Origin of the sequence: Amorphus orientalis (genome assembly GCF_030814015.1) — a bacterium.
Lineage (GTDB): Bacteria > Pseudomonadota > Alphaproteobacteria > Rhizobiales > Amorphaceae > Amorphus > Amorphus orientalis.
This window is the reverse complement of the sequence record NZ_JAUSUL010000001.1, coordinates 884,276-902,313: the sequence shown is the minus strand read 5'-3', so window position 1 is coordinate 902,313 and position 18,038 is coordinate 884,276. Positions and strand designations below refer to the sequence as shown.

20 protein-coding genes are annotated in these 18,038 nt (G+C 68.1%); 11 read left to right on the top strand and 9 right to left on the bottom strand.

The window, feature by feature from the left end; translation table 11 throughout:
• Positions 1-9: 9 nt before the first annotated feature.
• The 4 genes from J2S73_RS04030 to J2S73_RS04015 all read left to right on the top strand — a co-directional run bounded on the left by J2S73_RS04030 (position 10) and on the right by J2S73_RS04015 (position 3,651).
• Complete coding sequence (locus tag J2S73_RS04030) at positions 10-789, top strand: TlyA family RNA methyltransferase (RefSeq protein WP_306884132.1); 780 nt, start codon at positions 10-12, stop codon at positions 787-789.
• Positions 789-2,075: a class I SAM-dependent RNA methyltransferase gene (locus J2S73_RS04025; protein ID WP_306884131.1), complete on the top strand. Its 1,287-nt coding sequence runs from the start codon at positions 789-791 to the stop codon at positions 2,073-2,075. The genes J2S73_RS04030 and J2S73_RS04025 overlap by 1 nt, the downstream gene beginning before the upstream one ends.
• Positions 2,076-2,150: 75 nt before the next feature.
• Positions 2,151-3,245 carry a class I SAM-dependent methyltransferase gene (locus tag J2S73_RS04020; RefSeq protein WP_306884130.1) on the top strand — a complete coding sequence of 365 codons (1,095 nt, stop codon included), beginning with the start codon at positions 2,151-2,153 and terminating at the stop codon, positions 3,243-3,245.
• Between the two features lie 70 nt (positions 3,246-3,315).
• A complete protein-coding gene (locus tag J2S73_RS04015; protein ID WP_306884129.1) occupies positions 3,316-3,651 on the top strand; it encodes a hypothetical protein in 336 nt (111 codons plus the stop codon).
• A gap of 15 nt (positions 3,652-3,666) precedes the next feature.
• Here the strand turns inward: J2S73_RS04015 and J2S73_RS04010 are convergent, their stop codons facing one another.
• The 5 genes from J2S73_RS04010 to fabI all read right to left on the bottom strand — a co-directional run bounded on the left by J2S73_RS04010 (position 3,667) and on the right by fabI (position 7,972).
• Complete coding sequence (locus J2S73_RS04010) at positions 3,667-4,221, bottom strand: hypothetical protein (RefSeq protein ID WP_306884128.1); 555 nt, start codon at positions 4,219-4,221, stop codon at positions 3,667-3,669.
• Positions 4,205-5,323 carry a 3,4-dihydroxy-2-butanone-4-phosphate synthase gene (gene ribB / locus J2S73_RS04005; protein WP_306884127.1) on the bottom strand — a complete coding sequence of 373 codons (1,119 nt, stop codon included), beginning with the start codon at positions 5,321-5,323 and terminating at the stop codon, positions 4,205-4,207. The genes J2S73_RS04010 and ribB overlap by 17 nt, the downstream gene beginning before the upstream one ends.
• Positions 5,320-6,432 (bottom strand): chorismate synthase, encoded by a 1,113-nt coding sequence (aroC, locus tag J2S73_RS04000; RefSeq protein ID WP_306884126.1) that lies wholly within the window; start codon positions 6,430-6,432, stop codon positions 5,320-5,322. The genes ribB and aroC overlap by 4 nt, the downstream gene beginning before the upstream one ends.
• A gap of 94 nt (positions 6,433-6,526) precedes the next feature.
• Positions 6,527-7,147, bottom strand: coding sequence for a histidine phosphatase family protein (locus tag J2S73_RS03995; RefSeq protein ID WP_306884125.1), 621 nt, complete (start codon positions 7,145-7,147; stop codon positions 6,527-6,529).
• 6 nt (positions 7,148-7,153) lie between these two features.
• Complete coding sequence (fabI, locus tag J2S73_RS03990; protein WP_306884124.1) at positions 7,154-7,972, bottom strand: enoyl-ACP reductase FabI; 819 nt, start codon at positions 7,970-7,972, stop codon at positions 7,154-7,156.
• 162 nt (positions 7,973-8,134) lie between these two features.
• Here fabI and J2S73_RS03985 point away from each other — a divergent pair, with 162 nt between their 5' ends.
• On the top strand, positions 8,135-9,562 hold the full coding sequence (locus J2S73_RS03985) for an FAD-binding oxidoreductase (protein WP_306884123.1): 1,428 nt from the start codon (positions 8,135-8,137) through the stop codon (positions 9,560-9,562).
• A gap of 25 nt (positions 9,563-9,587) precedes the next feature.
• Positions 9,588-10,211 (top strand): glutathione S-transferase family protein, encoded by a 624-nt coding sequence (locus J2S73_RS03980; RefSeq protein ID WP_306884122.1) that lies wholly within the window; start codon positions 9,588-9,590, stop codon positions 10,209-10,211.
• 29 nt (positions 10,212-10,240) lie between these two features.
• Here J2S73_RS03980 and J2S73_RS03975 read toward each other — a convergent pair whose 3' ends face one another.
• The gene (locus tag J2S73_RS03975; RefSeq protein WP_306884121.1) at positions 10,241-10,990 is read right to left on the bottom strand and encodes an SOS response-associated peptidase; all 750 of its coding nucleotides are present in this window, start codon (positions 10,988-10,990) and stop codon (positions 10,241-10,243) included.
• Positions 10,991-11,185: 195 nt separating this feature from the next.
• Here J2S73_RS03975 and J2S73_RS03970 point away from each other — a divergent pair, with 195 nt between their 5' ends.
• Complete coding sequence (locus tag J2S73_RS03970; protein ID WP_306884120.1) at positions 11,186-11,605, top strand: NUDIX hydrolase; 420 nt, start codon at positions 11,186-11,188, stop codon at positions 11,603-11,605.
• 47 nt (positions 11,606-11,652) lie between these two features.
• Here the strand turns inward: J2S73_RS03970 and J2S73_RS03965 are convergent, their stop codons facing one another.
• Complete coding sequence (locus tag J2S73_RS03965; RefSeq protein ID WP_306884119.1) at positions 11,653-12,297, bottom strand: LysE family translocator; 645 nt, start codon at positions 12,295-12,297, stop codon at positions 11,653-11,655.
• 387 nt (positions 12,298-12,684) lie between these two features.
• On the opposite strand from J2S73_RS03965, the gene J2S73_RS03960 reads away from it, so the two are divergent.
• Complete coding sequence (locus J2S73_RS03960; RefSeq protein WP_306884118.1) at positions 12,685-13,308, top strand: hypothetical protein; 624 nt, start codon at positions 12,685-12,687, stop codon at positions 13,306-13,308.
• On the opposite strand, the gene J2S73_RS03955 is transcribed toward J2S73_RS03960, so the two are convergent.
• The gene (locus J2S73_RS03955; protein WP_306884117.1) at positions 13,305-14,261 is read right to left on the bottom strand and encodes a DMT family transporter; all 957 of its coding nucleotides are present in this window, start codon (positions 14,259-14,261) and stop codon (positions 13,305-13,307) included. The genes J2S73_RS03960 and J2S73_RS03955 overlap by 4 nt on opposite strands.
• A complete protein-coding gene (locus J2S73_RS03950) occupies positions 14,258-15,595 on the bottom strand; it encodes a dihydroorotase (RefSeq protein ID WP_306884116.1) in 1,338 nt (445 codons plus the stop codon). The genes J2S73_RS03955 and J2S73_RS03950 overlap by 4 nt, the downstream gene beginning before the upstream one ends.
• A gap of 195 nt (positions 15,596-15,790) precedes the next feature.
• Between J2S73_RS03950 and ygfZ the strand changes: the two genes are divergently transcribed.
• The 3 genes from ygfZ to J2S73_RS03935 all read left to right on the top strand — a co-directional run bounded on the left by ygfZ (position 15,791) and on the right by J2S73_RS03935 (position 17,969).
• The gene (gene ygfZ, locus J2S73_RS03945; protein WP_306884115.1) at positions 15,791-16,681 is read left to right on the top strand and encodes a CAF17-like 4Fe-4S cluster assembly/insertion protein YgfZ; all 891 of its coding nucleotides are present in this window, start codon (positions 15,791-15,793) and stop codon (positions 16,679-16,681) included.
• Between the two features lie 15 nt (positions 16,682-16,696).
• The gene (locus J2S73_RS03940; protein ID WP_306884114.1) at positions 16,697-17,326 is read left to right on the top strand and encodes an HD domain-containing protein; all 630 of its coding nucleotides are present in this window, start codon (positions 16,697-16,699) and stop codon (positions 17,324-17,326) included.
• A gap of 136 nt (positions 17,327-17,462) precedes the next feature.
• Positions 17,463-17,969 carry a tyrosine phosphatase family protein gene (locus J2S73_RS03935; RefSeq protein WP_306884113.1) on the top strand — a complete coding sequence of 169 codons (507 nt, stop codon included), beginning with the start codon at positions 17,463-17,465 and terminating at the stop codon, positions 17,967-17,969.
• Positions 17,970-18,038: the final 69 nt, after the last annotated feature.

Genomic DNA, 18,038 nt, shown 5'->3' with positions numbered 1-18,038 from the left:
GGACACCCTTTGACCGACCGTGCCCTCGCCGACAATCCGGCCCATTCAGATCCGTCACGCCTGCGCCTCGACCAGGCCCTCGCCGAGCGCGGTCTGGCGCGCTCGCGGGCGGCGGCCCGCGACGCCATCCTGCGTGGAACCGTGACCGTCGACGGCCGTCCATGCCGACGTCCCGCGCAACGGATCGCTGCCGACGCAGACCTTGAAATGGACGATCCCGCCGGGGGCTATGTCTCGCGCAGCGCGCTGAAGCTGGTCGCCGCCCTCGACGCCTTCGCCATAGACGTCACCGGGCGCAACGCGCTCGATCTCGGCGCCTCCACCGGCGGCTTCACCCAGGTCCTGCTGGAGCGGGGCGCCGGCAGCGTCACCGCCATCGACGTCGGCCACGGGCAACTCGCGCCCCTCATCGCCGACGATCCCCGCGTTCGCTCGATCGAGGGCCTGAACGCCCGCGATCTGAGCGCCGCCCATCTTCAGGCGGCTCCCGACCTAATCGTCGCCGACCTCAGCTTCATTTCGCTGACCCAGGCACTGGAGCCGGCCCTGGCGCTGGCGGCGCCGTCGGCCCGCCTGGTCACTCTGGTCAAGCCGCAGTTCGAGGTCGGCCGGGACTGGATCGGCAAGGGCGGTCTGGTCCGCGAGGACGCTCCGATCGCGGCCATGTTCGAACGCCTTCAGGCCTTTCTGGAAGACGCCGGGTGGACCGCCGGATCACCGATCCCCGCGCCGCTGACCGGTGGCGACGGCAATCAGGAATATCTCCTGGATGCGCGGAGGCCCCGCTGATGCGCCGTCAGCAGTCCAGGCGCAAGAGCCGCGCAAAACCGGCCGCGCCTCCCCGCGCGCTTACGGTCACCATTGCCGAGCTGGGCCACCAGGGCGACGGCGTCGTCGCGTCCGAGCCCCCTCTCTACGTTCCCCTGACGCTGCCCGGCGAGATCGTCGATGTCGAGGCGGTCGGCGCGCGCGGAACCGTCAAGACGGTTCGCCAGGCTTCGCCGGACCGGGTGAGCCCGCCCTGCCCGCATTTCGGCGTCTGTGGCGGCTGTTCCGTCCAGCATATGGACCAGACCGCTTACCTCGCGTGGAAGCAGGCCCTGGTGGCGGGCGCGCTTGCGGCACGCGGCCTCGACGTGCCCGTCGACCCTGTCGTTCCGGCCCGCCCCGGCACGCGGCGGCGGGCCGTTGTGGCCGCGAGAAGCGCCGGCCGGCAGGTCCGGCTGGGCTATCACGGCCGCATGAGCCATGACCTTGCCGACATCGAAAGCTGCCTGATCCTGACGCCGGGCCTGCAGGCCCTTCTGCCGACGCTTCGACAGCTCGTCCCGATGTTCGCCAGGCCGAAGGACGAACTGCGGCTCACCGTGACCGAGACGTCCACCGGCTTCGACCTCGCGCTCGCCGGCGGCAACGAGCCGGGACATCAGGCGATCGCGGAGCTGGCCGGCATCATGGACCGGGCCGGAATCGCCCGGGTCACCCTCGACGGCGAGACGGTGGCAAACCTCACAGAGCCGATGGTCAAGATCGGAACGGCGCGCGTGGCGCTGCCGGCGGGCGGGTTCCTGCAGGCGACCGTCGATGCGGAAACGTCCCTTGCCGAGGCGGTCGGTCAGGCGCTGGCCGGCGGGAAGCGCTGCGTCGACCTGTTCGCCGGCGTCGGCACATTCGCGCTTCGTCTGGCCGAAACGATGCCCGTCCACATGGCGGAATCCGAAGCGTCCCACCTCGAGGCCGGCGTCGCCGCCGGCAAGCGGACCGAGGGGCTCAAGCCGGTGAGCGGCGAGGTCCGCGACCTGTTCGCCTTCCCGCTGTCGGCGAAGGAGCTTTCCCGGTACGACGCCCTGGTCTTCGATCCGCCGCGGGCCGGGGCCGCCGCCCAGGCCGCCGAAATCGCCGCTTCCGGCGTGAAGCGGGTCGCCGCGGTCTCCTGCAATCCGGCCACGCTGGCGCGCGATCTCCGGATCCTGGTCGACGGCGGCTACGTGGTCGACCGTGTCGCACCCGTGGACCAGTTCCTCTACGCGCCCCATATCGAAGTGGTCGCCACCCTGTCGCGGCCCGGCAAATAGCGGGCAACGGATGGGGATATGTCGAAGGCCGCACGCGATCCGCGCGGTCAGGCGACGTGCCCGGGAGGTCCCTCTATGGCGTTGACGCCGTTCGAACGCTTTTCCACGCGGGCCCGGTTCGTGGTGTCCCAGGGCGCCCGCGTCGGCTGGTATGGGACCCAGAGCATCCTGGCGTCCCGCATGGTCGACCGGATCGGCCGCTCGCTTCCGGAGGAGGAGCGACGGACGGCGCGCACCGAGCGGCCGGTGCCGAGCCGGGCGGAGCTGTTCGCCGACGTTCGAAACCTGCTTCTGCGGGACATGAGGAACGTCGAGGCCGGCCTCTATCCGATGCCCCGCGACGAACGCGGCGGCATTGCCGGGGCGCTGCGCCGGTCCCGGGCCTATTTCGACGATCTACCTGAAGTGGTCCGCCGCCGCCACACCCACTCCTACGGCGAAGTGGGCAAACTTCCCTCCGAGCCAACCCGCCCCGACTACTATCTCCAGAATTTCCACTTCCAGAGCGACGGGTGGATGAGCGAGCATTCGGCGCGCCTCTACGACACCCAGGTGGAGACCCTGTTTCTCGGCGCGGCCGCGGCCATGCGCCGGCAGGCCCTGGTGCCCATTGCCGGCGAGCTCGCCCGCAGGGACCAGCGCCGGATGGGCTATATCGACCTCGGCTGCGGCACCGGCTCGTTCCTGCGCACCGTGAACCAGGCGTTTCCGCGGCTTGCGACCGTCGGTGTCGATCTGTCCGAAGCCTACGCCGCCCACACCCGCGATGCCGTCGGCAGCCGGCCGCGCACCGGCGCCGTCGTGGCCGCCGGCGAGACGCTTCCCTTCGCCGACCGTGGCATCGACATCGCGACCGCCATCTATCTGTTCCACGAGCTGCCGCCGGAGGTCCGCACGACGGTCGCCCGCGAACTTGCCAGAGCCGTCCGGCCGAAGGGCCTGGTCGTGATCGTCGATTCGCTCCAGTTCGGTGACCGGCCGGATTTCGACGGTCTGCTGGAGATCTTCCCGCAGCTTTTCCACGAGCCCTATTATCGCGGCTATCTCGTCGCCGACCTCAACGAGACTTTCGAGGAGGCCGGGTTTGCGGTGGAGGACAGCTTCACGGCGTTCCTGTCGAAGGTCACCGTGCTGAGAAGAAAGTCTTCGCGTGTGACTAAAAAGTCATAAATCCGGCGTAGTTGTCGCGTGTATTCGGAGCCGGAAGTTGCACGGACCGGCTGGTCGTCATGGTGCCGACATGCGCAAGATCGCTCTGCAGACACTGGCCTATGTCTGCCTCATTCTGGGGCTTCTGACAGTTTGGACGCCGATCCCGACCGGGCTGCCTCTGTTGGCCGTCGGGCTCTTCCTGCTGGTCGCCAGCAACCGGGCGGCGAAGCAGAAGCTGCGGGCGGTCCGGTCCAGCTATCCGCGGATCGATCGCGGGATCGAATGGGTCGAGGCGCGGGCCCACCGGTCGATGGCGGTGACCCTCAAGCGGACCCGCCCGTTCCGCGCCAAGGCAAAAGCCAAGATCGGATCGATCACGCCCTTGCCGGCATCCGGTGGAGAAAAGCCTCCCGGCACTCTCTGACGCGCGACCGAATCGTCAGCGAGTGTTCTGACCGGCCACCCGGTGAAACGCCTTCACCCGCCGGACCACCACGGCCGGATCGGCCGACAGCGTATCCAGCTTGATGTCCAGCCGGTCGGGTCCCTTGCGCGACCAGTTCCGGCTCATCAGCCGGCGCCACCAGGGCACGGTTTCCGGCACGACGATCGCCTTTTCGAGCGGAACGGCGAGCCGAACGATCAGCTTCGAGAAGTTCATCGTCCTCAGGCTGGTCTCGAAGACGTCGATCTCGGCGATCGCCGACCAGCCGATGATGCCGATCCGCTCGACGTAGAGGCCCTGCATGTTGGCGCCGAGCTGCGGCCGCTTGGCCTCGATCAGCGGCCGGAAATAGACCGTGCTGCACAGGCCGATCAGGGAGAGGACCAGCGCCGCCGGCTGCCCGCGCACCACGGTGACCAGCGACCCGATGACGATCAGCGTCGCGCCGCCGTAGACGAGTGCTTCCCCGGCATTGGAATCGAAGCCGACCGCGAACGCCTTGGGCATCGGGACCGGCCCGTCGAGGTTCTCCTCATCCGCCGCTGTCATCGAGGATCTCTGTCGAATTGATGGAGATCCCGAACCCGCCGAGCCCCACATAGTGGCGTTCCTTGCTCGCCAGGAGCCGGATCGAGCTGACCCCGAGATCGCGCAGGATCTGGGCACCGAGGCCGATCTCCCGCCATTCGTCCTCGCGCTGGCGGGCGGTGTCGTGTTCCTCGTCCAGCCCCAGCGCATTGCGCGCCCGCTCCGAACTCGGCGCCACGCCCGCCGAGCCGTCGCGCAGATAGACGACCACGCCGCGCTTGGCCTCGTCGATGCGCTCAAGGATGCGCTCGATCGGGCGATCCTTGCCGAACACGTCCTCCGGAAGCGCTTCGCGCTGAAGCCGCGCCGGGATCGATTCACCGTCGCGGATGTCGCCGAAGATCAGCGCTAGGTGCTGGACGGTATCGAAGCGGGTGCGATAGCTGACCGCCTGCGCCTCGCCGATCGGCGTCTGGATGATCGCCTCGCCGGCGCGCTCCACCAGCCGCTCGGTGCGCTGCCGCCACGCGATCAGATCCGCGACCGAAACGGTCTTCAGACCGTGCTCGTCGGCAAAGCCCGTCACCTGGTCACCGCGCTTTACCGTCCCGTCGTCGTTGACCAGCTCGCAGATCACGCCGACCGGCGGCAGTCCGGCGAGCTTGCACAGATCGACGGCGGCTTCCGTATGGCCGGAGCGCATCAGCACTCCGCCGTCCCGGGCGATCAGCGGAAAGACGTGACCCGGACGCACGAAATCGCCGCCGCCGGAATTGGGATTGGCGAGCGCCCGGACGGTATTGCACCGCTCTTCGGCGGAAATGCCGGTGGTCAGGCCGTGGCGCACGTCGACGGACACCGTGAAGGCGGTCGAAAGCGGCGCGTTGTTGTCGGACACCATCGGCGCGAGGTTGAGACGCTCGGCGTCGGCCCGCGTCATCGGCGCGCAGACAATGCCGCTGGTGTGCCGGACGATGAAGGCGAGCTTTTCCGGCGTGGCGTGGTTTGCCGCCACGATCAGGTCGCCCTCGTTCTCGCGGTCGTTGTCGTCGGTCACGACGACGATCTCGCCGCGCTCGAACGCACGGATCGCGTCGGCGACGCGGCTGGCCTCTTCGGTCATGATACTCCTGTCTCGCTGATTGGCGCACCGACCTGGCCGCGATGGCGCAGCGCATGATCGGCGAGCACGAGCGCGAGCATCGCTTCGCCGACCGGAACGGCGCGGATGCCAACGCATGGATCGTGACGGCCTTTGGTGGACACGTCCACCGCCTCGCCCGACTGCGTGATCGAGCGGCGCGGTGTGAGGATCGATGAGGTCGGTTTCACCGCGAACCGGACCACGACCGGCTGGCCGGTGGATATGCCGCCCAGAACGCCGCCGGCGTGGTTGGAAGCGAACCGCGGGGTTCCGTCGTTGCCCGGGATCATCTCGTCGGCGTTCTCTTCGCCCGAGAGGACCGCGGCGGCGAACCCCGCCCCGATCTCGACGCCCTTCACCGCGTTGATCGACATCATGGCCGATGCCAGATCCTGATCGAGCTTTCCGTAGATCGGCGCACCCCACCCGGGCGGGACGCCTTCGGCGACCACCTCGACCACGGCGCCCGTCGACGAGCCCCGCTTGCGAACGCTGTCGAGATAGTCGCTCCAGACCTCCACCGTGCCCGGATCGGGGCAGAAGAATGGATTTTCGCCGACCTGGTCCCAGTCCCAGGCGGTACGGTCGATCTCGTGCGGACCGATTTGGACGAGCGCGCCCCGGATCCGGACGCCGGCCACCACCTTGGCCGCGATCGCGCCGGCAGCCACCCGAGCCGCGGTCTCGCGCGCGGAGGACCGGCCGCCGCCGCGCGGGTCGCGCAGTCCGTACTTGGTGTCGTAGGTGAAGTCGGCGTGGCCCGGCCGGTAGCGGTCGGAGATCGCGCCGTAGTCCTTGGAGCGCTGGTCGACGTTTTCGATCAGAAGCGCGATCGGAGTGCCGGTGGTCCGGGTCACACCCGCCTCGTCCTCCATCACGCCGGAGAGGATACGCACCTCGTCCGGCTCGCGGCGCTGGGTGGTGAAGCGCGACTGACCCGGACGGCGCCGGTCGAGCGCGGTCTGGATCTCCTCGCGGGTGATCGCGATGCCGGGCGGGCAGCCGTCGACGACGCAGCCGATCGCCGGGCCGTGGCTTTCCCCGAAGGTCGTAAGGCGGAACAGATGGCCGAAAGTGTTGTGGGACATGGATCCGACTGTGCGGTGTGTGCGGCTTTCATCTAGATAGCTGCGGCCCGGCGGTCAAACCGCAAGCCGCATGGCAGGCCTGCGGCACGGGTGATCAGAACAGGTCGACGGCCCCCGCCCGGAACACGGCGATGCGGTCCTGGGGCGCATGGAGCCCCGGCGCCTCTGCCGGCGGCGTCCCCACGATCAGATGATGCAGCACCCGGTAGACGCCACCGTGAGCGACGACGACGCTGTCGCGCTCGAGGCCCGACAGCCAGGCGCCGACACGGACGGTCAGATCCGCATAGCTCTCGCCGCCGGGGGGCACGAAGCCCCACTTGTCGTTGCGCCGGGCACGGACCGCCTCGGGGTCCACGGCCTTCAGTTCCTTGATCGTGTGGCCGCGCCACTTGCCGAACGCAAGCTCGCGCACGCTGTCTTCGGTGCGGTATCCGGCCGGATCGAGCCCCATTTCGGACCGGACGATCTCCATCGTCTCCCGGGCCCGCGACAGCGGCGAGGCCAGCCAGTCCAGGCCGTCCGCCGTCCGCTCCAGAAGCGGCAGCACCTCGGCCAGACGCGCGCCGTTGCGGCGCGCCTGGTCGCGCCCGCGGGCATTGATCGGAACGTCACTTTCGCCCTGGAGGCGCGCTTCCGCGTTCCAGTCGGTCTCGCCGTGGCGAATGTGAATGAGGATCCGTCCGTCGGCGAGGCCCGTGTCAGGCGCGGACACGGGCGCTCAGTCCTTGACCGTGGAGATATCCGGCGCGTCGACGGCCTTCATGCCGACCACGTGATAGCCCGCGTCGACGTGATGAACCTCGCCGGTGACGCTGCGCGACAGCGGCGACAGCAGATAGAGCGCGGCGTCGCCGACCTCTTCGATGGTTACGGTCTTCCGCAGCGGGGCGTTCAGCTCGTTCCACTTGAGGATATAGCGAAGATCGCCGATGCCGGACGCGGCCAGGGTGCGGATCGGCCCGGCCGACAGGGCGTTCACGCGCACCTTCTTCGGGCCCATGTCCACCGCCAGATAGCGCACGCTCGCCTCCAGCGCGGCCTTTGCGACGCCCATCACGTTGTAGTGCGGCATCACCTTCTCGGCGCCGTAATAGGTCAGCGTGAGGATCGATCCGCCCTCGTTCATGAGCGGCTCGGCGCGCTGGGCGACGGCCGTGAGCGAGTAGCAGGAGATCTGAAGGGTCCGCGCGAAATTGTCCGGTCGGGTGTCCAGATAACGCCCGGTCAGCTGGTCTCGATCGGAAAACGCGATGGCATGAACGACGAAATCGATACCGCCCCAGGCTTGGCGTACGTTCTCGAAAACCGCGTCGATCGATTCCGGCTCGGTCACATCGCAATGGCCCGCGACGAAGGCGCCGAGTTCCTCGGCGAGCGGTTCGACCCGCTTGCGCAGGGCGTCTCCCTGGTATGTGAGCGCGATCTCTCCGCCGTGGTCGCGCACCGCCTTGGCAATGCCCCAAGCCATCGACCGATTGTTCGCGACACCCAAAATCAGGCCCCGTTTGCCTGCCATGATGCCGCGCGTATCTGACATGAGATCCTTTGATTTCCGCTTGTTTGAGAGGCCTGTCGCCCAAGTCGCACCGATATGGCACACGGCCTTGAGGGCTTCAAGCGGCCAGAGGATCTTCCGCCCGGCCTATCCAACCTCTTATCCGCCTCGACGCCGGTGGACCACCGTGCAAAAGTCCGGGCCATGACAAGCAGAAAACCGCCTTCTCCGGAGCTGATCGGCCGGTTTGCCGCCATCGTCGGAGATCGCTACGCGCTCACCGACCCGGATACCCAGGCCCCCTTCCTGACGGAATGGCGACGGCTTTATCACGGCCGGACGCCGATCGTCCTGAGGCCGGGCAGTGTTGCCGAAGTGGCCGAGATTCTGAAGCTGGCGAGCGAATCAGGCACCTCTGTCGTTCCCCAGAGCGGCAACACGGGGTTGGTCGGCGCCCAGGTGCCGGACGAGAGCGGAAGCGAGATCGTGGTCTCGGTGTCGCGGCTCGACGCGATCCGCGCGGTCGATCCGCAAGGGTTCACCATGACCGTGGAAGCCGGCGTGATCCTGGAACGTGTCCAGCAGGCCGCCGACGAGGTGGACCGGCTGTTTCCGCTGTCGCTCGCCGCCGAAGGCTCCTGCGAGATCGGCGGCAACATCTCCACCAATGCCGGCGGCACAGGGGTCCTTGCCTACGGCAACACCCGTGACCTCGTCCTCGGCCTGGAGGTCGTGCTGCCCACAGGCGAGATCTGGAACGGGCTCAGGCGCCTGCGCAAAGACAACACGGGCTACGACCTGAAACACCTGTTCATCGGGGCGGAGGGCACCCTGGGCATCGTCACCGCGGCGGTGCTGAAACTGTTTCCCAAGCCGGCCGCCCGCGAGGTCGCCATCGTCGGCCTGGCCCGTCCCGAGGACGCCGTTGCCCTGTTCGACCGGGTCAAGAAGGCGGCTGGCAACTCGGTTGTCGCCTTCGAGCTGATGGCGCGGCGCGGACTGGAGTTCGTGCTCACCCATGTCGACGGCGCCCGCGACCCCATGGCCGAGCCTCACCCCTGGTACGTGCTTGTGGAAATCGCGTCGGGCCACGGTCGCGACGAGGCCCGCGGTCTCATCGAGGAGACGCTGGGCGAGGCCTTCGAGGCCGGCCTGATCAGCGACGCGGCGGTTGCGGAAAGCCTCGATCAGGCCGCCGACTTCTGGCACCTGCGGCACATGTTGTCGGAGGTGCAGCTGCACGAGGGCGGCTCCATCAAGCACGACATCGCCGTGCCCATTGCCGCCATACCGGCCTTCCTCGACGAAGCCAACGCCGCGGTGGAGAAGCTCATTCCGGGCTGCCGTCCGGTTCCCTTCGGCCATCTCGGCGACGGCAACCTCCACTACAACATCAGCCAGCCGGAAGGTGCCGACAAGGAAGAGTACCTGGCCCGTTGGGACGACATGAGCGCGGTGGTCCACGAGATCGTCCGGGCCCATGACGGATCCATTTCGGCCGAGCACGGCATCGGCCGGCTGAAGCGGCACCTGATGGACACCGTACGCGACCCCCTCGAGCTGGACCTTATGCGCCGGGTGAAGCGGTCCTTCGATCCGAACGGCATCATGAATCCGGGACGCGTTCTCTAGTCTGTGAATTTTGGGGGCGAACTGAATGGCGAGAATCTGGGGGCGGAACACGTCGGCGAACGTCCAGAAGGCGATGTGGGCTGCCGGGGAGATCGGACTGCGCGTCGAGCGCATCGATATTGGCGGTCCGTTCGGCGGCAACCGCGAAGCGGCCTACCTTGCGCTCAATCCCAACGGCCTGATTCCGACGCTTGAGGAAGACGACGGCTTCGTCATGTGGGAATCGAACGCCATCGTGCGCTATCTGGCCGAACGGCACGGGGCGGGTATTCACCCGCCGGATCTTCGGGCGCGGGCGGTCGCAGACCAGTGGATGGACTGGGAGCTCAGCGTCCTGTCGCCGGCGATGTTTCCGGTGTTCTGGGGCCTTGTCCGCACCAAACCGGAAGACCGAAACGAGCAGGCGATCGCCGCCGGGATCGAGAAGGCGACCGCAGCGCTGCGCGTCCTGGACGACCGCCTTGCCGAGAGCGCGTTCGTGGCGGGCGACGCCTTTTCCGTCGGGGACATTCCGCCCGCCGTTCACATTCGGCGTTTCCTGGAGCTGGTGGCGGACCGGCCGCCCCTGCCGAACGTCGAGCGCTGGTACGCGGCCATTGCCGAACGGCCCGCCTTCCAGACCCATGTGACGGCAATCGCCCTGACCTGAGGCGCGCTCCGTCCCGCTCGTTGACCCGCTCAGTCGAAGAGATCGATCTGTCCGGCAGCCGGCTTCTTTTCCGTCTCCTCGGGCGCCTCGGCCGCGGCCGGGCTCTCCGGTTCGATCGGGGACTGAACGAACGGACCGTCATTCGTCACGGCGTTCACCGCCGTGCTGACGGGGACGGCCTCGAACGCATCGTCGGGGGCCGGTCCGATCAGCGAGGCGGCCGTCTTCGCGTTGATCGTGCGCGTGTCGAGCCACATCGCGAAATCATCCGGCCGGATCACCGCAGGCATGCGGTCGTGGATCGGCTTGAGCGACGGGCTCGCGGCGGTCGTGACGATGGCCGCGGTGTCGATGACGCCGCCCTGCGGATCGCTCCAGTCCTCCCACAGCCCGGCGAACGCCACGATCCCCCCGCCTTTCGGGCGGATGAAATAGGGCTGCGCCCGCGTCCCCTTGCGCTTCTGCCATTCATAGAAGCCGGTGGCCGGGATCAGGCAGCGCCGGTGCCGCATCGCCGCGCGAAAGGACGGTTTTTCGGCCGCAGTCTCTCCACGCGCGTTGATCAGGAGCGACATCGTCGAGGGATCCTTGGTCCAGCCGGGAATGAGGCCCCAGCGCGCCAGCACCAGCCGACGCCGGCCCGGCTCGTCTTCCGTGAGGATCAGGATCGGTTGCGAGGGCGCGATGTTGTAACGCGGCGGCGCCGCGTGCGCCGCCTCGGCCCCGAACAGCTCCTGAACCGCTTCCGGCGGTGCAACCAGAGTGTATCGACCGCACATGTCCGCGCTCCGTGTTGACGACGTCCGACCCTATGGCGCGACCATCGTCCTCCGCAATTCCACCTCCCCGACGACGCGGCGGGGCGGACTGTGGAACCTGGTCCCCGGGCGACCGTCTGGCCGGTTCCGTGACCGACGGAACGCCTCTACCCTGCCACCCGCGACATGCCCCAAAATCTCCCCGAGGTCACCGACTTGAATCAGCCCCTGCCGCGCGTCGGCGTCAGCATCGCCTGCTGGAACGGACCCCAGGTCCTCGTCGTGGAGCGCGCGAAGCCACCGTTCGACGGTATCTGGAGCCTGCCCGGCGGCAGCGTCGAGCCGGGGGAGACCACCCGCGCGGCGGCCCTTCGCGAGCTTCATGAGGAAACCGCCGTCACGGCGGAAATATCCGGGCTCGTCGACGTGCTCGATGTTCTTCGCCACGACGAAGCCGGCGTCCTACAGGTTCATTTCGTGCTGGCGGTCTTCGCCGGACGCTTCGTGTCCGGCACGCTCGCCGCCGGAGACGACGCGCGCCGCGCCATGTGGATCGATCCGGCCCGGCTGAGCGACCTCCCCACCACCGACCGGCTTGCGGAACTTGTGGAAAAAAGCCGCACCCTTCTCGGCTGAACCGGAGCACTGGGCAGCGGCAGCCAGGTGCCGTCCCGCCGTCCGGCTCAGATCAGCCCGGTCACGATCAGCCCGAGCCGCACGAGAATAACGACGCCGAAGCCCATCAGCAGGCTTCCCGCGACCCAGTTGACCCGCTCAAGCCAGTGATCGTCCAGGTGCACCCTGAGGCGCGCGACGATCGCCGAGATCATCACCCACCAGAGGAACCCGCCGGCAATCACGCCGAGCACCAGTTCCGATGCGCCGACCCAGTCTCCGTGCTCCGGCGCCCAGTCGCCGAGGGAGCCGATCAGCGCGAGGAAGCCGAGCAGCGCCCCGGGATTGGTGATGGTCAGCGCGAAGGCGGCCGCCATTCCCGAGAAAACGCCCTGGGAGCGTTCGCCGATGCTGACGTTGAAATGGGGATGGCTCAGCACCAGCCGCAGGCCGAACAGGATCAGGATGATCCCGCCCACGATCTGGATTGTGCGGGCATGAAGCTCGAAGAAATCGCCGACCGCCGTCATGCCGAAGGCTGCCGCGGAGGCAAACACCGCATCGGCGAGAACCGACCCGATCCCGGTGATCACGCCCGCGAGAAAGCCGCGCTTGAACGAGCGCTGCATGATCATCACGTTGACCGGCCCGACAGGCGCGGCCGCGATGAAGCCGATCGCCAGACCGAGCAGGACCATGCCGATCTCGCTCACGAGAAGGACCCGCGCGGCTGAACGACCGGGCCAGCGCCGGTCAGCAGACAGGGGAACACTGAAACCATGATCACTTCGGGAGCGAACCAGCCGGTCGGAACGGTGTGTCGGACGCACATGGAAGGGAGGGGCATCGGCCTGCTAGACTAGGACGGGAACGGACGCTTGCGAAGGGGCCTTGGATCTCGGGCCCACACCACAGGCTCCCCATTCGGTCATCGGACCTCGGTCAAACGGAGGGCACAGTTGGTGCTCCACCCTCGCATGAAACGATCGGCACTCGTCGGCGGTGCTCTCCTTCTCGGCCTGACGATGTCGGCGGCGGCGCCCGCGGACACATCCCTCAACGCAACCTCTCTTCGCGGCCATGGTTCCCTTGAGATGCGCATGGCCGCTGCCCCGATTCGGGAACCCGAAAACGAGCCGGGCACGACGGATCCGCTGCGCCCGGTCGCTCCAGGCAAGCAAACGCCGGACCAGCCGGCCGACGAAGAGACCGATACCGACGTCCCTGCCGCGGAGGGCGACACCACGCCGCAGAGCGCACCGCCCCCGGTCCAATATGGCGACGCGGACCTGCCGCCTCAGGTCGCGCGGATGCGGACCGCGCTGATGGAGGCGGCGCGCAGCGGCCGGATCGAAGAGCTGCGTCCGGTCTTCCAGCAGAACGAGATGCCGCCGACCGTGTCCTTCGAGGGCGCAGACGATCCGATCGACTATCTGCGGTCCATGTCGGGCGATCCGGAAGGCCGCGAGGTTCTTGCGCTGCTCCTGGAGATCCTGGAGGCGGGCTGGGTGCATGTCGACCAGGGCACGCCCCAGGAAATGTATGTCTGGCCCTATTTCGCCCGCTGGCCTCTCGAAGGCCTCGATCCGCGCCAGGAAGTCGAACTCTACCGGATCCTGACGGCCTACGACGTGGAGGAGATGCGGCGCCACGGCGGCTACATCTTCTACAGGGTCGGCATCGGGCCCGATGGCACGCTGCACTATTTCGTGGCCGGTCATTAATCCCGGCCGGCCTGGGTCCGCCTGCGCACGGCCAGCAGCCCCGCCGCCACGACCAGGACGATTCCGACGGCCGCCTGAGGCTCCGGCACTTCGCCGAAGATCAGCACCCCCCAGATCACGGCGAAGCCCACATAGGCGAAGTCGAACGAGGCGACCACCGACGGCCTGCCCACCTGATAGGCAACTGCCGTCCCCACGCTCGCCACGACGACAGTCGCCGCAAGGACGATCATCGCGGCCCACTGGGACGCTCCCATCGGGGTCCACGCACCGACCAGGTAGCCGGAGCCGCCGCTGCCGTCGAGGCCCACCAGGGCACTGCCGAGGACGCCCGCGGCGACGAACGCGAGATTCAGCGCCAGCGACAGGGCGAGCGGATGCTCGTCCCGACACCTGGTCCGGGTCAGGATCATGGCGAGCGCGTAAAACACCGCCGAGACCAGCGGCAGCAGAACGAAGGCGTTGAAGTCGTCGGCGTTCGGGTCGAGGATCAGCACCACGCCCGCGAAGCCGAGGCCGACCGCGATCCAGCCGATCGCCGAGATCCGCTCCTTCATCAGCACTGCCGAGAAAAGAACGATGAAGATCGGCAGCGTGTAGTAGGCCGACGCGGCGATCGACAGCTTCAGATGCGGCAGCGAGGCATAGTAGACCACCCACATCGCAACGAGCAGGAGGCTGCGCAGGCCGGTCCATAGGGGCCGCCGGATTCTGAGCGCCCCGAGCCCCGTTCCGCGACGCATAAGCCCGATCGCCCCCAGCACCGGAATCGCCAGGAGAGAGCGCAGCACGAAGATCTGCCAGAGCAGGAAATCCGCGCTGATCAGCTTGATGACGGCATCGCCGAACGACAGCGCCGCCACCGTCCCCACGATGGTCAGGACGGCGAGGGTCAGATTATCGTCGCCGGCCGCCCTGTGACCGGGACGCGAAGCCGATCCGTGCCCGCTCACGCTCCGGACGGGAGCGCTTCAAGGAAGGTGATCGGCGCGCCCTCGCCCGGGTTCACCAGCTCTCCTTCCCACATCACCTTGATGCCCCGCACGATGGTGCCGACCGGCCAGCCGGTGACGCTGCGGCCGTGATAGGGCGTCCAGCCGGCCTTGGTGGCGATCCAGTCGTTGGTGATGGTTTCCGTCCGATTCAGATCGACGACGGTGAAGTCTGCGTCATAGCCGAGCGCGATCCGGCCCTTGTTGGCGATCCCGAAGATCCGCTGGGGTCCCGCGCTGGTCAGGTCGACGAACCGCTCCAGGGACAGCCGGCCCTTTGCGACATGGTCCAGCATCACCGGCACCAGGGTCTGCACGCCCGGCATGCCCGAAGGCGACTCCGGATAGGGCTTGGCCTTCTCCTCGCGCGTGTGCGGCGCATGGTCGGAGCCGAGCACGTCGACGACACCGTCGCGGATGGCGCGCCAGATGCGCTCCCGGTGGGCGGCGTCGCGGACCGGCGGGTTCATCTGCATCAGGGTGCCGAGATCGGTGTCCTCGTCCACGGCCAGCGTCAGATGGTTGGGCGTCACCTCGACGGTCGCCACGTCCTTCTGGCTTTCCAGGAAATCCATCTCCTCGCCGGTGGAGATGTGCAGCACGTGCACTCGCCGGCCGGCCTTGCGGGCCGCGCCGACCAGCCGCCGCGTGGCCTTGAGCGCCGCTTCCGGATCGCGCCAGACCGGATGCGACGTCGGATCACCCGGAACCCGCAGATCCTTGCGCTCCCTGAGGCGCGGCTCGTCCTCCGCATGGACCGCGCAGCGGCGCGAGATGGCCCGCATCACCCTGTCCAGCGTCGCATCGTCCTCCACGAGAAGCGTGCCCGTCGACGATCCCATGAAGATCTTGACCCCTGCGGACCCCGGCAGCTTCTCCATGTCCGCGAGCGTCTCGACGTTCTCCGCCGTCGCCCCGACCCAGAACGCATACTCGCAGGACATGCGCCCCTTCGCCCGGCGCAGCTTGTCGTCGAGCGCGGCCGGCGAGGTCGTGGTCGGCGAGGTGTTGGGCATCTCGAACACGCCGGTCACGCCACCCAGTACGGCCGCGCGCGCGCCCGTCTCCAGATCTTCCTTGTGCTCCAGCCCGGGTTCGCGGAAATGGACCTGGCTGTCGATGACGCCGGGCAGAATGTGAAGGCCGCGGCAATCCACGGTTTCGCCGGCCGTCGCTTGGCCCAGCGACCCGATCGCCGCGATCCGCCCGTCGCGCACCCCGACGTCGGCCTGTTCGCGGCCATTCGGCGTCACCACGGTTCCACCCTGGAAAAGTGTGTCGAACGTCCCGGTCATGAACTGCGCTCCGGTTTCGATTTCGCCGCGTTTATAGCATCATGCTCGAAATGGTCATGCGCTGCGTTCAGCGATTCGGTGGATTGGGACAAGGGCCTTGTCGGCGCGGCCGGCGAATGCCAAGTCGCCCCGAAGCGCGCGGCGGAATGCCCGCTCCGCGCCCCGGCGCAGTGGTGAGATCTGGGAGACGCCTCGATGACGGCGCAGTATATCGCCGAACTGGACGATCGGGCGATCATCCGTGTGAGCGGCGCCGATGCCCGCACCTTTCTGGACGACCTGCTCACCTGCAACATCGAGACGCTCACCGATGCGTCCGCACGCTATGGCGCGCTCCTGACGCCGCAGGGCAAGGTGCTGATCGATTGCATCGTCGCCCTTCAGCAGGACGGTTTCCTGATCGACGCGCCGCGCAGCGACGCCGATGAGCTGGTCAAGCGGCTCAAGGTCTACAAGCTGCGCGCCAAGGTCGAGATCGCCGACGTCACGCCCGACTATCGCATCTACGTCATCTGGGGCGACACCGGTCCTCCGATGCTGCCCGGCGTGGTGATCCGTGACCCTCGCCTAGACGCGCTCGGCTTCCGCGCGATCGTGCCGCGCTCCGCGATCGTCGCCGGCTCCGGCCTCTCCGGCTTCACCCGCACCGATCCGAGCGCCTATCACGCCCACCGGATCGCGCTCGGCATTCCCCAGTCCGGGCGCGATTTCACTCTCGGCGATGCGTTTCCCCACGACATCGACATGGACCAGCTCGGCGGCGTCGACTTCAAGAAAGGCTGCTATGTCGGCCAGGAAGTCGTCTCCCGGATGCATCATCGCGGCACCGCGCGCCGCCGGATCGTGAAGGCGGCAGGCGTCGATCCGCTGCCGCCGACCGGTGCCCAGATCCTTGCCGGCGGACGGCCCATCGGCACCCTCGGCTCGACGGCCGGCAAGGCCGGTCTCGCCCTCGTCCGCCTCGATCGGGCGAAGGCGGCCATGGACGCCGGCGAAACGATCTCCGCCGATGGCCATCCGATCACGCTGTCGCTGCCGGACTGGGCAGGGTTCGGCTGGCCGGAATCGGAATCCAATTCGGCGTGACCGGGAGGCCTCTGCATGGTTGACGTCCCCGGCGCGCCGCCGCGGGCCTGGCAGCGCATGCTGTCCGGCCGCCGGCTCGATCTGCTCGACCCGTCCCCCCTCGACATCGAGATCGAGGACATCGCCCACGGGCTGGCGCGCGTCGCCCGCTGGAACGGCCAGACCCATGGCGCCCACCCCTATTCGGTCGCCCAGCACTCGCTGCTGGTCGATCACGTCGCCGGCCTCATCGAGCCGGGGCTGAGCGCCGAAGCGCGCCTGTCCGTCCTGCTCCACGACGCCCCGGAATATGTCGTCGGAGACCTGATCTCCCCCTTCAAGGCCGTGCTCGGCGGCAACTACAAGGACATCGAGCACCGGCTGCTTGCGGCGATCCGCCTGCGCTACTCGCTGTCGGCGGAGCCGGACGCGGACCTGACGGCCCTCACCAAACAGGCCGACCGGATCTCGGCCCGGTTCGAGGCGACCCGGCTGGCCGGCTTCGCCGAGCGCGAGGCGCGCCGCTATTTCGGCACGCTCGGACGGATCAAGGCGAACGACGCCCTTGAGACCTATCTCGATCCCTGGCCGACCGAAGTCGCGCAGAGCCGCTTTCTGGAGCGGTTCGCCACCCTGGACGCCGCACGCACCGGCCCCGCGCGCTGAACCGGACTGGAACGGCCGGCCCCGCAACCCCACACTAAGGCAGGGGCGCCGGTCGGGCCGTCGCGAAGCCGACGTGAGCCGGATGGCACGACGGGCCTGTCCCCGCCGATGGATGTACAGAGAGACCTGCCGAGCGATGATCTACGTCACCTCCCTCGCCCGCCTGCACGAGACCGTCGAACGCTCGGGGGCCCGACACATCGTCACCCTGATCAATCAGGATACGCCCGTTCCGCGTCCCGCGTCCGTGCCGGAGGAGAACCATCTCTTTCTGGGCTTCAACGACATCACCGATCCGATGGACGGCATGGTCATGCCGGCAGACCACCACATCGATCAGTTCGTGACCTTCCTGGAAGCCTGGGACCGGTCGACGCCGCTGGTGATCCACTGCTTCGCCGGCATCAGCCGGTCGACCGCCGCAGCCTTCATTGCCGCGTGCGCGCTCCAGCCCGACCGGGACGAACACGAGATCGCCTGGGCGATCCGCGGTGCCTCGCCGACGGCCACCCCGAACGCGCTCCTGGTCGCGCTTGCCGACAAACGGCTCGGCCGGGACGGGCGCATGAAAGCCGCCGCCAAGGCGATCGGGCGCGGCCGTGATGCGTTCGAGGGCGAGCCATTCCTGGTCGCCATCGAATAGATCGAAGGCAAACCGGTTCCCACGTTTCCTGGGATGGTCTTTTGCTGCGCAACGCCCGGGCGGAAAACC